The sequence below is a fragment of the Acidiluteibacter sp. genome (genome assembly GCF_055129545.1).
Genome location: NZ_JBSRUB010000033.1, coordinates 11568 through 28633, shown reverse-complemented (window position 1 = coordinate 28633; position 17066 = coordinate 11568). Strand labels below are relative to the sequence as shown.

The window sequence follows — 17066 nt, the reverse complement described above, 5'->3', positions numbered from 1 at the left end:
TGAATAATAATAAAAAAATAGTCAACAACAATAGTTAATTTAGAAACTTACTATCTAAGGATAGCATTCTATTTTCCATTGAAAAGCGCAATATAAAAAATATTAATATTAATACTATTAACTTTTCTAATAAAATGATATATAATACCATATAAAGTTAATTGAACCTTTCTTTACAATAATATTATTGTGATTCTGAACTCTAATTACACATTAATTTCAGAGACTCCTTGTATACGTACGTATATTGTATTAGTTTCAAATAAAAAAGGGAGAAGTGTAAAAAACACTTCTCCCTTTTTTATTTATTCAAAATATATTTCTATTGTTTCACGACAAATCGTTTAGTTCCGATTATTTTTTTATTCAGTGAATAAGTAACCATATAAGCTCCAACAGCCAATTGAGTTCCTTTTAACAACTCGAACTCATAATTGGTATCCATCCCGTCCAAAATAATTAATCTAGTTTTTATTAACTCACCATTCATTGTATGGATTTGTAATTCCAATCGGCCACTTTCTTCTGATTGCAGATTAAAAAATAATTGATCCCCATTTGTTGGGTTGGGGTAAAGATTTGATTTCTCTACAATAGATGAAGCTCCAAACTCAACAGCTCTCAATTCTGAATACGTAAATTCTCCATTGAAATCTGTTTGTTTTAATCGGTAATAAGAAACACCATTATAAGGATCAAAGTCCATTAAATCATAACTCAATTTTTCTAAAGAGTTACCTGCACCTTTCACTCTTCCAACTTCAACATAATTCACCCCATCTTTGGTTTTCTCGATAGTAAAATAATCGTTGTTGATTTCAGCCAAGGTTTCCCAAGTTAATAGAACACTTTCTACTTTCTTTTCAGCATCAAAACCAATTAAGGTAATTGGCAAGGTGGTCGCATTATCGGTATCCCTCCAGTCAGGTTCTAAATCTGCATCCATATTTGGATAAATTGAAGCTACTCCAAAATTATCCGTATCATATAAGTCAATCAAACCATCGTTATCAGTATCGTGGTAAAATGGGCTATCAGGATCTAAGAAATTAGGTTGACCATCTAAATCGGCGTCTTCTAACCAGTTTGGTATTTGATCAGCATCAGCGTCTAGACTATTGTTATAAAAGTTTGCATTTCCTCCTGCAGAAACAAATGCAGTGGCTCTAATCTTTAAATCCTTTAAAGCATCCCCTTCAACATCATCATCAAAACCTTCGATCCAGTCAGGTTGCCCATCACCATCAGTATCAAAATCTAGGTAATCTGGAGCGCCTGAATTTTCTTGATTGTTCAAGGTTATTGCAGTTCCTCCATTGTTTGAGTCATAACGGTTGTCCCATCCATCTCCGTCTGTATCAATACCTGTTGGTGCTCTAAACCCAGCTGTAGATTGCCCTTCCACATTATCAATTAATCCATCATTGTCAGAATCAATATCTAAATAGTTTGGAATTCCATCACCATCAGTATCAGTCAAAGGCAATTTAGTACCACCATTATCTGTATCTACTGCATCACTATAGCCGTCAAAATCTGCATCTACACCATCTTGTTTACCATCATTATTAGCATCTACACCACCGGCTTCGATTACATCAGCTATTCCATCATTGTCAGAATCTAAATCTAAATAATCAGGAACAGAGTCACCATCTTTATTGGGTTTTGAAGGAGCTACCCCATCATTGATATTAAATAATCCATCACCATCAGAATCTCCAGAGGCATCTAATTCTCCATCACCATTAGCATCAATCCCTCCTGCTTCCATCGCATCAGGAATACCATCGCCATCACTGTCTTTATCTAAATAGTTCGGTTGAGAGTCTCCATCAGTATTTGTCATAGGGAAGCGAGTAACTTCTTCCGCATCATCCCATCCATTCTTATTTACATCAGTGAATCCATCTACCACACCATCATTTCCAGCATCAGGACCACCTGCTTCGAAGGTATCTGTCAACCCGTCATTGTCACTATCTCTGTCTAGATAATTAGGGTATGGATCACTATCCGTATTTGTAATTGGCAAAGGAGATCCTCCATTGGCGGGATCTACTAAATCTAGCCATCCATTGTTATTTGCGTCACTAGATCCATCTAACATTCCATTGTTGTCAACATCGGCTCCGCCTGCTTCCACTACATCTGCAATTCCATCGTTGTCAGAATCTAAATCTAATCGATTTTTTATTCCATCACCATCTAAATCTAAATCAGCTAAGGGTGTTCCTCCATTGTTTGGATCAAAAGTATTTGCCCAACCATTGCCATCAGTATCAGCAATATTATCCACAGAACCATCATTGTTGTTATCAACGCCACCAGCTTCTATTATATCAGGAATTCCATCATTGTCGGAATCTAAATCAAGGTAGTTAGGCACTCCATCACCATCGTTGTCGCAGCTACTTGTTAGATATGCAGATCCATTAATGTTATCTGGTCCAGAACCATCAAGATTGACAACGCTAAAGGTATTGGAACCTGCCACAAAATTCACTTTATTAAATATAGTTCCATCAGAAGGCTTCATCAATTCCATAATGGTAGAAGTGGTTGTCCTAGTTCCAAATACAGAAACCTTCCCTATGACATCTATAAATATGCGAATGCGTGGTAATCCATTTGTATTTGCAACCCAAGGAGTGGTCATCCCACCATTATCTGATGTAAAAACCATTAAAACTTCTGTCGCAGCGCTATAAGTTGCAGCATCTAATTGCAAAATATTCTTAGCATTTAAAACTGAGCCATTCACTGTCAATGACATGGAGTTGTCGATAGAAACAAAATCAAAGTAAGCCATAGAAACTCCAACTTGATTAAAGTTGGTTGTACTCCCGTTATTCCCACCAACAATTGGATAAGATTTCGTTGATGCACATTCATTGATGTCTAAAATACCATCATTGTCCTTGTCGATATCTACTCCATCAGCTATTCCGTCTCCATCTGTATCTTTCTCTTCTCTCCAATCTCTTTCTGCCGTTGCTGCTGTTGTCACATTAGGGAAGAAGTTTGAATTTTGAGAAAGGTTAGATGGGTTTGTTGTTGAATTTCGACCATTTACACGATCAAAATTGTTATCTAGTCCATCATTATCAGTATCATCACCGGAAGGTAAAGTATTGGCTGTTAAATCTCCATCCGTATCCCATCCTTCAATTAAGTCTGAAATTAAATCATTGTCTGAATCTAAATCCAAATAATCAGGATTGTCAGTCCCATCTGTATTTACAGGAACTAACCCATTGGTGCTTTCAAACGCATTGTCCAATCCATCTCCATCAGTATCTGAACCTAAAGCTCTGATAGGATTTGCGGTCGAGCCTTGCGCTTCAATGTTGTCAATGATACCATCATTGTCAGCATCAATATCGATAAAGTTTGCTAGGCCGTCTCCATCAAAATCTTGAGGGGTAGTATTCGGTGTTCCAAAAGCAGCATCATTACTATCTGCAGAATCCAATACTCCATCACCATCCGCATCTGCTGTTCCATCAACTACTCCGTTATTGTTAGCATCTACTCCTGTTCCTGTTGGATTCTCTTTCAAGTCTGTGATTCCATCATTATCAGAATCAATATCGATAAAGTTTGGTTTCCCATCTTCATCTGTATCTAAAGGAACTGTATTAGGTGAACCTCTCAATCCATCATTACTATCAGGTGCATCAAGAATTCCATCTCCGTCTGCATCAGCAGAGCCGTCTATTACCCCATTATTATCCGTATCATTCGCTCTGTTAACCTGATTTTCAAACAAATCTGTAATCCCATCGTTATCGGAATCCAAATCTATAAAGTTTGGCAATGCATCTAAATCTGAATTTGTTGGTGCTGAGTTTGGTGATCCAAAAGCAGCGTCATTACTATCAGCAGAATCTAAAATACCATCTTTATCCGCATCAGCAGAACCATCTACGATTCCATCGTTATTTGAATCTGTGCCAGTTCCCGTTGGATTTTCCTTTAAATCAGTGATTCCATCGTTGTCTGAATCTAAATCGATAAAGTTCGCTTTCCCATCTCCATCTGTATCTCTTGGTGAATTATTTGGTGACCCAATCGCACCATTATTAATATCAGCAGAGTTCAATATTCCATCACCATCTGTATCCGAAGAACCATCAACAACCCCGTCATTATTAGCATCTGTCCCCGTTCCTCTATTTTCAGCTAAATCTGTAATTCCATCATTGTCTGAATCTAAGTCAATGTAGTTTGGTGTTCCGTCGCCGTCAGTATCTGTTGGAATCGTATTCGGTGAACCGGCTACTCCATCGTTACTGTCTGCACTGTCCAAAATACCATCGCTATCTGCATCAGCAGTTCCGTCTACTACTCCATCATTATTAGAATCCGTTCCGGTTCCTCCAATATTTTCTTTCAAATCAGTGATCCCATCGTTATCAGAATCTAGATCGATAAAGTTTGCTTTTCCATCACCGTCTGTATTTGTAGGAGCAGATCCAGGCGATCCTATTGCGCTGTTGTTTTTATCTGCACTGTTTAGTATTCCATCACCATCTGTATCAGTTGATCCATCTACGATACCGTCATTATTTGCATCTGTTCCAGTTCCTGTGGGATTCTCTTTTAAATCTGTGATTCCATCGTTATCTGAATCTAAATCCAAGAAGTTAGGAAGCGCATCCGCATCCGAGTTAGTTGGTGCACCATTAGGAGAACCAAATGCACCTGTATTCAAATCAGCACTATCAATAATTCCATCCCTATCAATATCAGTAGTACCATCCACCACACCATCAGTATTGGCGTCAGTTCCTCTTCCACTTTCAGCTAAGTCAGTTATTCCGTCGTTATCTGAGTCTAAATCAATGTAGTTTGGTTTTCCATCTCCATCCGAATCTCTAGGCGTATTATTTGGTGAACCTTTCACTCCAGTATTACTATCACCAGAATCCAAAATACCATCGCCATCAATATCTGTATTTCCATCTATAACTCCATCGTTATTGGCATCAGTACCTGTACCTCTATTTTCTGCTAAATCAGTAATTCCATCATTGTCAGAATCTAAGTCTAAGAAGTTTGCATACCCATTCCCATCAGTGTTAGAAGGAACAGTATTAGGAGAACCTTTTACTCCAGCATTGCTATCGGCACTATTTAGAATTCCATCGCCATCCGTATCAGCAGTTCCATCAACAATTCCATCATTATTAGCATCTGTTCCTGTTCCTGCAGGATTCTCTTTTAAATCGGTAATTCCATCGTTATCCGAATCTAAGTCAATAAAGTTTGGCAATGCATCTCCATCTACATTAGAAACAGGTGAATTTGGTGATCCAAATAAACTATTGTTTGAATCAGCAGAATTTAAAATTCCATCACCATCTGCATCAGTTGAACCATCAATTATTCCATCATTGTTGGCATCTACTCCTGTAGAATTTGGGTTTTCTGCAAAATCAGTAATTCCATCGTTGTCAGAATCTAAATCTAAGTAGTTTGGAACACCGTCTGCATCAGAATTTCTAGGAGCTGAATTTGGAGAACCAAAAACAGCACTATTGTTATCTGCACTGTTCAGAATACCATCTCCATCAGTATCAGAAGTTCCATCAACAACACCATTATTATCTGAGTCTGTGCCATTCCCATTTTCTTGGACATCAAAGATTCCATCGTTGTCAGAATCTAAATCCAAAAAGTTAGGAACTGCATCAGCATCACTATTGGTTGGAACTGTATTTGGAGATCCTCTCAACCCATCATTGCTATCTGCAGAATCTAAAATTCCATCCCCGTCAGCATCAGCTGAGCCATCAAGTACTCCATTGTTATCGGCATCAATACCGGTTCCTGAAGGATTTTCAGCTAAATCAGTGATTCCATCATTATCTGAATCCAAATCTATAAAGTTTGGTTTTCCATCGCCATCTGTGTCTTTTGCCGGTCTATTTGGAGAGCCTAGAACAGATGTATTGCTATCCGCAGAATCCAAAATACCATCTTTATCTGCATCCGTTGAACCGTCTACTATACCATCATTATTGGTGTCTGTTCCGTTTCCATTCTCGGCTAAATCTGTAATCCCATCATTATCTGAATCTAAATCTAAATAATTTGGTTTTCCATCACCATCTGTATCTCTTGGAGTACTATTAGGTGAACCTTTTACTGCAGTGTTGTTATCGGCTGAATCGATAATTCCATCCTTGTCTGCGTCTGTTGTTCCATCTACTATCCCATCATTGTTGGCATCGGTTCCTTTTCCATTTTCTGCTAGATCGGTAACGCCATCATTGTCTGAATCTAAATCCAGATAATTAAATACGCCATCTCCATCAGTGTCTCTTGGAATCGTATTTGGAGAACCTGCTACTCCATTATTTGAATCTGCAGAACTTAAAATTCCATCACCATCTGCATCAGAACTGCCATCTACGATACCATCATTATTGGCATCTGTTCCATTTCCATTCTCGGCTAAATCTGTAATTCCATCGTTATCTGAATCTAAATCAAATTGATCTTTTACACCATCCCCATCTCTATCGGCAAGTGTGTAAGTCTTGATTCCATTATCAGCAACTGTTTCCAAGTTATTTACAAATCCATTTGAACCAAAATTGAATGTTGCATCGATGATACCGTCATGGTTTAGATCTAACGTATTTATAGTCGCTAGAGGAATTCCTGATTCGTAAATATCAAGGACACCATCATTATCAGAATCTAAATCCAGATAATTGGGTACTCCATCTCCATCAGAATCACAAACAGAACTTAAAATACTAAAAGGAACAGCTTGTTTAGAAATAGAAGGTCCAGCATAGCTTAATGAAAGCACATCACCACCTGCATCTTCAAAGAATAAGAGTGTAATTGGATAAGTGCCTTTGTTTAAATAAATATTTCCAGAAGCTTCTTGGTTAGCATGCGCTCCATCGTTGTCAACAACTGCAGAGCCTCCAATAAATAGTTTAGAACCGTCATCTGAAGAAGTGTAAAAAGTATAATCGCCTGAAGTTGCAATAGTAATAAACCCCTTATAACGAATACTGTAATTATCTCCATTTCCTTTAATCGCGAGCGCTAGTGCGTTCACATTAAAATTGCTAATTGTACTAATACTCGCAGCACCAGTGGTTGGAATATTATTCACTGTAGATCCAACAACAGCAGTACTATAAAACTCATAGGTCAATGCGCCGGTACAACCATTTAACTCATCCGAATTAAGGATCCCATCATTGTCGGCATCTAAATCATTTTCATCTGCAACGCCATCATTGTCTCTATCCACAATGCTAGTAGCCAATGTAAAGTATTTGGTTCCTGAGAAAGAAACTCCTTCAAAATACAAAGTGTCGTTTGAGATATATTTTGTGTAAGCTGACATTGTTCCATTAGCCATAGTAGGCGTATTTCCCATGATCAATCCGTACTTTTTAATATCTGTAGGAGATGCCGTTATATTTCCTAAAAAGAATGCCAACTTAACTGTTCCTGTATTCCCTGTTGATTGAGCTTTCCAAACCCTAGTCACTCTTTCTGTAAAATATAATGAATTAACATCTGAAGTATTTTTTGTTGCCAATGATCCATTGTCATTCGCCCAAATCAAATAATCTTGTTCATTCAGACTGGTAGAGTTTGACATTTGCACCACTCGGTCGGTGTTTTGACTCATACTTTTTTGCTGATTCAGCTCAATTGCACATTCTTCAAAACCAATACCGGCAATATCATTATCGTATACCTGAGCACCAGGCCCATCTGCTGTAAAAATGACATTCCCATCACTATCTAAATAATTTCGATTTAAAGTAATACCGTACTTTATGGCTAAATAAGATTCAATCTTTTGAATTTCCAATGAGGTCAACACCTGATTGTAAACGATTACTTCTCCGATAGCTCCAGCTAATTCCCCAGAATTGTTAGAATTATTTCCCAATATAAATGAAGTTGCAGGGTTTATAGCCCCAAAATCTGCATTATAAGCAGTCACTCCATTGAATATCACTTGCTCATTACCTGCCCAATTGACTTGATATGCAGAAACAAATGCCTCATTGTTGGGAATTAATGGAGATGCACTTACAGTAGTCCCTGTCCCTTGAAATCTAAATCTTGGATTGTTGGCTGTTTCTCCAAAGAATGTTCTAAAATCATTTGTTGATCCTTCACTCAAATAGGTATTAGCTGTATTGTTTGTTTTCTTCGCTACTAAGAATACTGTTTCATTTTTCCGGCTATCAATTGAATAAGTTACTGCATCAAAATCAATATCATCATTAGTTCCAGTTTCTGGTCTAATTCGAATGTACCTAGTTGGTACTTGAGTTACTAGATTGGTAGAAGTATAATTAACTCGATCAGATGTTTGAGGATTTGTTGGATGAGTAGAAAAACCAGAATTGGGAGACAATGATTCTTCTACAACCATATCTGCTGCTGCTGTATTATTATATGCCGCCTTTCTTCTCCAAACCAAAGTATAAGTTGAACCACTGGGCAATACTTGTCCAAGGTCTAGTACTAGTCGATCTGTTTCATCATAAATTTGAGCAAATTGATTATCAGGTGCTCCATTTGCCCGAATCCCATCTGTTATTCCTGTTGAGTTTGTTGCATCATATGTGCCATTTCCTGCCACCAAAGATCCAAAACTCACTGGAAAAGTCATTCTTTGATTGTCGTTGTCAGAAAAAACCAATCCAGGATTGTTATTAAAAACATTGGTTGTAAAAATTGGTCCTGTAGAAACAGAAGTTGCATCATTGCCTAAAGCAGCTTTATTTCTCCATGTTTTAACTATTTGCCCATTTGTTGCAGCGGTTGCTCCGGCATTTCTTGGCCCATCATTGGCCTTAAACCAACGTAATAGTCCTGTAGTAACTCCACCAGGTCTATTCCCGAAATCCACTTTAATAGAATCAGTTGCTTCTGGACATCCAGTTCTTGGACTTAAATAAAAAGTAATGATTCCACCAAACTCTATATCTTGAGCAGATGGAATATAATCAGCATACAACGTAGAATCATGCGGCGTAAAAGTTCCTGTGCCTGAACTGCTCCATCTAAAACTTTTTGTTCTATTCCCAGCAAAATTGATCAAAGCAATATTTCCAGGATCTACATTTGAAGTTGGAATACATGAAACATCCAAATTGGAATTCACAATATTAATAGCGAACGTAGAATCTTTAATAGGAATCGCCACTAAGGTATCTAAAGTTGAATACCAATAAGAGTTAATAACATTCCCATTTCCTATACCTGTGCTAAAAGTACCTGTCCAAGCATGGCAACCAGTACTTGGAGTTGCAATACACCCTGTTAAATTAGATGAACCTCCAACATTGGAATCATCCCAATACACGGCAGTCGATCCGCTAATGGGCAGCTCTAGAGATATTTTTAACCCATTTGGATTGGATTCAATATCCTGTAAAGGAACTTGAGTTACATTAGACTCAAATAAAATTTGAATAAAAATCGTATCTCCATCCTGAACAAAATTTCCTAACCCGTCTCGCCCATCCCAAGGAATACAATTTGCTCCCCTCGCTAAAGCAGTCGCAGAAATCAAACGGTCAGTAGTAGAAGCTTGAAAACCTGGTGTACCATTTAACTCCATATATAAGTTCGCACTACTTGGACGATTAAGGTCCACAATAATACATTGATCATCTTGACTACATCGTTGAATAAAAACAGGAGATACTGACCGAGTCAATGATCTTGCAGGGTAAACTGTTGTATCAGGAGTATTTAAAAAAATTCTATTCTTTCTATTCAGCTTAACAGCAGGACTTACTGTTGATTTAGAGTCATTTGCAAAATTCCCTGTTGTCCCAACCCCATTCTCATTTGCAATAACGTTAAAATATCCAGGTACCACTTTATCCAATTCTATTTTCGTGATAATACTATCAGAGGTATAAACGTGGTATTTAGAAGAGTTTTCTGATAAAGTACCTGCATTGGGAGCACGGTTAACAGTCGCTAAAGACCATTGACGCGACCATAAACGTCCATTTACTGTAGCAGTCCCTTTGGCAACTGAAATATCAAAATAGTTAAAAGCAATAGTAGCCCATGAACAACCGCTGCTATTAAACATAGTGGTGTTACTATTGTAATTAAATTCAAAGTAATAGTCTCCATTTTTTGTAGGTGTATGAGTCAGAGGAGTGTATCCTGTGGTTCCAACCCCATTGTATCCATCAGGACCATTTACAGCTTCATTATAGGTACCAATAAAACCAGCTGTAGTACTTGTAGTAGTTCCTCCATTCCAATATGGAATTCCAGAGGCACCAGAAGTAGCTACCACATTTCCATCCGGATCTTTTAATCTCCAATGTACTCGTCTACCTCCTGTATTTGCATTGGTATAATCTCCATTTATTGTTGGTACATTATTACAATCCGAAAACCATAAACGACGAACATTAAACCCAAACTTTATTGATTCTGTGGTAAAGTCTTTAATATTGATATACATCCGCTCATCAGATGTAGAGTTAAAAGTATAAGCAGGATAACCTCCATTTACAGGATCTGTGATGTAGTTCACTAATAAACCACCACTCTCATCACCTGTGCCAAGTCCTGTAAAGGTTTTCCACACTGACTTAGTTCCCTCTGCTTTTGAAGAAACTGTAGTAAAAATTAAAATTAAAAGAAATATTATCTTATTAATTCCATTGAAGAAGTTAGTTATCATAGGGTTGAAGCAATAATAATGTAAAGATCAATTAGCAACAAAATAATACCTTAAAGCGCTATATTCAATACACTTTTCGATAAGTTGCATGCAAATAGGGATAAACAATTAGTCCATCACTTTTAAGCTGCCAAAATTAATAATCTTTCAAGAATAATTAAGCAACAAAATAAGTGAGATAACTTTATTATAATCTGGAACTTATCTACGAAAAAAAGAGGTTTAGGTTTTAAAATAAATCAGCAAAAATTTGCTTCAACTGATTGTTCAAATATCTTTTGGTTCCTATTGCTCCAACCCACTGAATTCCAATGATTGAATTACACGCAAACACTTCTTCCGCTTGCTGCAATGCATTGACATGAATGGGGTCTATGTGGACTTTATAATTCTTCTTTTTTAAAAGTTCAAGAACCACTTTTCGCATTACTCCGTCAATACAACCCTCAGTAATCGGTGGTGTAAAAACTGAGTTGCCCTTAATCAAGAAGATATTCGCATTTGCAAACTCCACAATACACTGTCTATCATTTAATAAGAGCACATTATCTAGCTTTTTCTCTTGCTTGTATCGAGACGCCATTACGTATGGCAATGCATTCAACGTTTTATACGCTGAAAATTGATGATAATTCAATGTAATTCCTTCACAAATTCCACACGACAGCCCTCTCTTATTCAATTCATATTGATTTGAATCTATGGGCTCAACTTCAATGAAAGTTTCTAATTCATTGGATTCTGGAGTGTACTTTCCACCACCGCTTCTAAAATAAGTATACCGAATGCGCCCACCTTTTGAGATTGAATTTACAGCAATGCTTTTCTTTAGGCTTTCCTCAAAAGAAACTGGTGTAAATTCTTTTGTTGGTTCTATCCCTAGAATTGAACAGGTATTAATCAATCTTGTATAATGCAAATCAACGTGCATCGGCTCACCATCGATCACTCGAATGGTTTCAAACCCACCATCACCATATTTAAATGCTCTATTATCAAACGATTTCGTCTGTTGCTCTGCAAGTACCTTATCGTTTAAAAGTACATACATATCAATTAAATACAGAAAGTAATTGATTGATAAAATTCATAAAAGTGGATGGAATTGAAACAATGGTAAATACTATTCCAAAAACTGCTCCCCAGAAATGAGCATCGTGATTGATGTTATCGGAAGATTTTTTTGCCATTTGGAAGGAGTAAATTAAATAAATAATGGCCCAAACAATTCCGGGAAAACAAATCAACCCATACAAACAAATGGAGTTTAATGGATTAAAAATAACGCTACTCATTACAATGGCACTCACTGCCCCTGAAGCTCCTACGCTTCTGTAGGCATAATTCTCTTTGTGTTTTTTAAAAGTAGGTAATGAAGCAAAAACAGCCGATCCAACATACAACAATATGAAGTAAAAAATTCCTTTTGTTCCTAAATAAGCTTGAAAAAAATACTCTGTCGTTTCTCCAAAAAACCACAGCACCATCATATTAATCAACAAATGCATCCAGTCCGCATGCAACAAGGCATGGGTAAAAAACCGGAAGTATTCCTTTTGGTGAAATACCACATAAGGGGTAAATTCTAATTTACTAAATAGCTCTCTATTCTTAAAAGCTATCGCTGAAATTACTCCTGTAATTAATATGATTATTAAAGTAATACTCATTAAAACAAACTTATTTGTTTATCATCATCATCATTTGCGTCAATGATCGGACCTTTCTTAGGCGGTCTATTTTTTTCTTTCTGAATATCAGACTGCTTCGATATAGCGGGTGTTTCGTCTTCTTCTACAGATTTCTCTTCAACTAAATCAGAGTCGTCTGTTTTAGAATCATTTGCATCATCATCTTCTTCATCGCCATCCTCTTCTTCTTCATCTACTTCCTCAACTTCAGGCTCATCTTCAATTCCTAGGATTTCTTTTGCTTCTTCTACCGGAACAATGTCGATTGCTTTCACATTGTAAGAAGTCAATTTATTTCCCAATGCTTTGAAGCCTTTTACAGCAATGAATTCATTCAAATTGACGATTTCACTTTGTCGTTCATCCTTCCCTTTTTCTTTTCTAAAGGAAACTGAAACAACAGGCAGTGTTTCAGAAGAAACAATCTCTAACCGACTATCAGCATGTTCTGTAATAAAAGGCACCTTTTTATCAGAGTCTTCAACCAAGAATCGTTTTACAAAATAATCTTGTTTATCACCATCAAAATACACTGCAGCTAATGGCTTTTCAGGATTCCATTTTTCAATTAATATTAAATCGTCGTCAAAGTGGTTGGATACATTGAATCCAACCAATCGAAGTGTTCCCGATTGCATTACAGTCAAGATCTTATCTTCAGCCTTGAAAGCACCCAACAATTCTCCCCTTCCTTCGGTGTTTAATCGCTGAACGGCATCGTCAAACCAAATCTTACGCGCTCCCAAAGTAGAGACTCCCTCTTCCTTTAATTTAATTTTACTAATGATATTCTTCGTCACCGTATTTCCTTTTGCAGAACGGCCCTTTATTGCTAATTCTGAAAAATCTAGGTCAAACTTCAACTTTTTTAATTTCGGACGCGGACGCAACTGAATGTGCACGACCTCTGCTTCTCCATTCGGGTTTGCAGAAAAATACAACACTTTAGATTTTGGCGACCCAGCCGTTAAGTCATATTCTTTATCTCTCGTGATGGAAGTGACTGCAAAACGCTTCATCATGGCCGGACCAGATACCCCATCTTGATAAACTAAGTTATAGGTGGTGCGCTTGTCGCCTTTTTTCCAAACTGCCACATGTATAATATTTTTTCCAACAAACGTCTTTGAATTGATTTTTGTGACCATCATCACTCCATCTTCACGAATAATAATGATATCATCAATATCTGAACAGTCGGCAACAAATTCAGCGTCTGATTTTTTTAAACCATGACCAATGAAGCCCTCTGCTCGCTGCACATATAATTTAGTGTTCGCTACTGCAACCTTTGTTGCATCAATGGTTTCAAACGATTTAATTTCTGTTTTTCGCTCTCTGCCTTTTCCGTACTTTTCTTTGATTCTTTTAAAGTAAGCAATCGTATAATCCACCAAATTAGCTAAATGATGATTGATTTCTTCAATCTCATCTTCAATACGTTTGATTAATTCGTCTGCTTTAAAACTGTCAAATTTAGAGATCCGTTTGATTCTTATTTCCAACAATCGGTTGACATCATCATCAGTAACCGCTCTCAAAAGGTGTTTCGTAAATGGAGCTAATCCATCATAAACAGCCTTAATGATCCCTTCCATTGTTTCTTGCTCTTCAATGTCGCGGTAGATTCTGTTTTCAATAAATATCTTCTCCAAGGATGAAAAATGCCATTGCTCTTGAAGCTCACCTTTTCTTATTTCTAACTCCATTTGCAGCAAATCCTTCGTTTGCATGGTGGAAATTCGAAGGATCTGAGTCACTCCTAAAAACTTAGGCTTATTATCCTCAATTACCCCACTGTTCGGCGAAATAGAAATCTCACAGTCCGTGAATGCATAAAGCGCATCTATCATTTTATCAGGCGATACACCTGGGGGTAGAAAAATATTTATTTCTACATTTTCAGAAGTGTTGTCTTCTATGTTCTTGATTTTAATCTTCCCCTTATCATTGGCCTTGATAATGGATTCAATTAAACTAGAAGTATTGGTTCCGAAAGGCAATTCAGTAATGACTAAATTCTTCTTATCGGTTTGGCTAATTTTTGCTCGAACTCTAACTTTTCCACCTCTAATTCCATCGTTGTAGTTGCTAAAATCAGCAGCTCCTCCAGTTTGAAAATCAGGAACCAACGTAAATGGCTTATTCTTTAATATCGCTATGGATGAATCAATTAACTCAATAAAATTATGAGGCAACATCTTACATGCCAGACCTACTGCGATTCCTTCTACACCTTGTGCTAATAACAATGGGAATTTTACGGGCAATGTAACAGGTTCTTTTCCTCTGCTGTCATAAGAGGCAGCCCATTTTGTCGTCTTGGCATTAAAAACAACGTCTAACGCAAATTTGGACAATCGAACTTCAATGTATCGTGGAGCAGCCGCGCGGTCTCCGGTTAAAATATTCCCCCAGTTTCCTTGACAGTCTAAGAGTAAATCTTTCTGACCTATTTGCACCATGGCATCGCCAATTGAGGCATCACCGTGAGGGTGAAACTTCATGGTATTTCCGATTACATTCGCTACTTTGTGATAACGTCCGTCATCCAATTCTTTCAATGAATGTAGAATCCTTCTTTGAACTGGCTTAAGACCATCATTAATATGCGGAACAGCACGTTCCAAAATAACGTATGAAGCATAATCTAAGAACCATTCATTATACATTCCTGAAACGTTGATAACGTTTCCTAATTCGGAACTGTCAGTTGATTCTATTTGTTCTTCTCCGTTACTGTCTTCTATTGGGTCATCTATATCTTCGGCCATTCTTCTTCAATCAAAAAATTAGCTAGCGAGATCTTCCAATAGATCTTGCTCAACTTTTAAGTTTTCAATAATAAATTCTTGTCTTTGTGGGGTATTTTTTCCCATGTAGAATTCTAATAATTCATTCACACTTTTCCCCTTCCCTATTATGACTGGTTCTAGTCGCATTTCTTCACCTATAAAGTTTTTAAACTCATCAGGAGAAATCTCACCCAGTCCCTTAAATCGAGTAATTTCTGCTTTCCCTTTTAATTGCTCAATTGCTGAACGCTTTTCATCTTCACTGTAGCAATAGAACGTTTTACTTTTATCTCTCACTCTAAAAAGTGGTGTCGACAAAACAGACAAATGTCCATTCTTCACTAAATCAGGAAAAAATTGCAAGAAGAAAGTAATCAACAACAATCGGATATGCATTCCATCAACGTCGGCATCCGTTGCCAAAACAACTTTGTTGTATCTTAAATTATCCAATCCGTCTTCAATGTTTAAAGCAGCTTGAAGCAGGTTGAACTCCTCATTCTCATAAACGATTTTTTTAGTCAACCCATAAGAGTTCAACGGCTTTCCTTTCAAACTAAAAACAGCTTGGACGTTTACATCCCTTACTTTAGTAATCGACCCAGACGCAGAATCTCCTTCCGTGATAAATAAAGTGGTCTCTTCTGCTCGGTCTTTATCTTTATTGAAATGAACCCTGCAATCTCTGAGCTTCTTATTGTGCAAACTCACTTCTTTTGCACGTTTTTTAGCTAACTTTTTAATTCCTGCTAAATCCTTTCGCTCACGCTCCGATTGTAAAATTTTACGCTGCAATGCTTCAGCAACTTCCGGATTTCGGTGTAAAAAGTTATCTAAATACTTCTTTAAAAAATCATTGATAAACGTTCGCATGGTAGGCCCATCAGGCCCCATATCATTGGATCCCAATTTTGTTTTAGTTTGAGATTCAAAAACAGGTTCCATCACTTTTACAGCCACTGCTGCAACTATAGAAGAGCGGATATCAACTGCATCGTAATCCTTTTGATAGAATTCACGAATGGTTTTTACATACGCTTCTCTAAATGCTTGTTGATGCGTTCCACCTTGTGTGGTATGTTGTCCGTTTACAAAAGAATAGTATTCTTCTCCGTAGGAGCTTGTGTGCGTAATGGCTACCTCTATATCTTCTTCCATCAAGTGAACAATAGGATACAATGGTTCGTCGGACATATTTTTCTCCAACAAATCATACAACCCGCGCTCTGAATGAAACTTTTCGCCATTAAACAAAATTGTTAACCCACGATTCAAGTATACGTAGTTCCACAGCATACGCTCGATATACTGGGTTCTAAATTTATATCCTGCAAAGATTTCCTCGTCAGGCGTAAAAATAACTTTGGTTCCTTTTCTTCTGGTAGATTCCTCTATCTTTCCATCCATCAGCAATTCTCCCTTTGAGAATTCAGCTGCTTTGGTTTTATCGTCACGATTCGATTCGATTCTAAAATAAGAAGAAAGTGCATTTACAGCTTTCGTACCGACACCATTCAGTCCTACTGATTTTTTAAAGGCTTTGGAATCGTATTTACCACCTGTATTTATTTTGGAAACCACATCTACGACCTTCCCCAAAGGAACACCACGGCCGTAATCTCTAACTTTTACTGTTTTATCTTTAATGGAGACTTCAATGGTTCGTCCGTTACCCATAACGAATTCATCGATACAGTTATCCAAAACTTCTTTTATCAACACATAAATTCCATCATCATAAGCAGAACCATCACCCAACTTCCCGATATACATACCAGGTCGCATTCGGATGTGTTCTTTCCAATCGAGCGATCGTATATTATCTTCCGTGTATTCTACTTCTTCTGCCATAAATTCTGTTACTGA

Annotated in this window: 5 protein-coding genes; all 5 read right to left on the bottom strand. The window is 37.2% G+C overall.

Annotated elements, in window-relative coordinates:
• Positions 1 to 322: 322 nt before the first annotated feature.
• The 5 genes from ACTB0X_RS15850 to ACTB0X_RS15830 all read right to left on the bottom strand — a co-directional run bounded on the left by ACTB0X_RS15850 (position 323) and on the right by ACTB0X_RS15830 (position 17051).
• Entirely contained in the window at positions 323 to 10714 is a 10392-nt protein-coding gene (locus ACTB0X_RS15850; RefSeq protein ID WP_463026011.1) for a PA14 domain-containing protein, read from the bottom strand.
• Between the two features lie 229 nt (positions 10715 to 10943).
• Positions 10944 to 11765 (bottom strand): aminotransferase class IV, encoded by an 822-nt coding sequence (locus ACTB0X_RS15845; RefSeq protein WP_463026010.1) that lies wholly within the window; start codon positions 11763 to 11765, stop codon positions 10944 to 10946.
• A gap of 1 nt (position 11766) precedes the next feature.
• Positions 11767 to 12384 (bottom strand): rhomboid family intramembrane serine protease, encoded by a 618-nt coding sequence (locus ACTB0X_RS15840; protein WP_463026009.1) that lies wholly within the window; start codon positions 12382 to 12384, stop codon positions 11767 to 11769.
• A complete protein-coding gene (locus ACTB0X_RS15835; RefSeq protein ID WP_463026008.1) occupies positions 12384 to 15179 on the bottom strand; it encodes a DNA gyrase/topoisomerase IV subunit A in 2796 nt (931 codons plus the stop codon). The genes ACTB0X_RS15840 and ACTB0X_RS15835 overlap by 1 nt, the downstream gene beginning before the upstream one ends.
• A gap of 18 nt (positions 15180 to 15197) precedes the next feature.
• Positions 15198 to 17051 carry a DNA topoisomerase IV subunit B gene (locus ACTB0X_RS15830; protein WP_463026007.1) on the bottom strand — a complete coding sequence of 618 codons (1854 nt, stop codon included), beginning with the start codon at positions 17049 to 17051 and terminating at the stop codon, positions 15198 to 15200.
• Positions 17052 to 17066 lie beyond the last annotated feature (15 nt).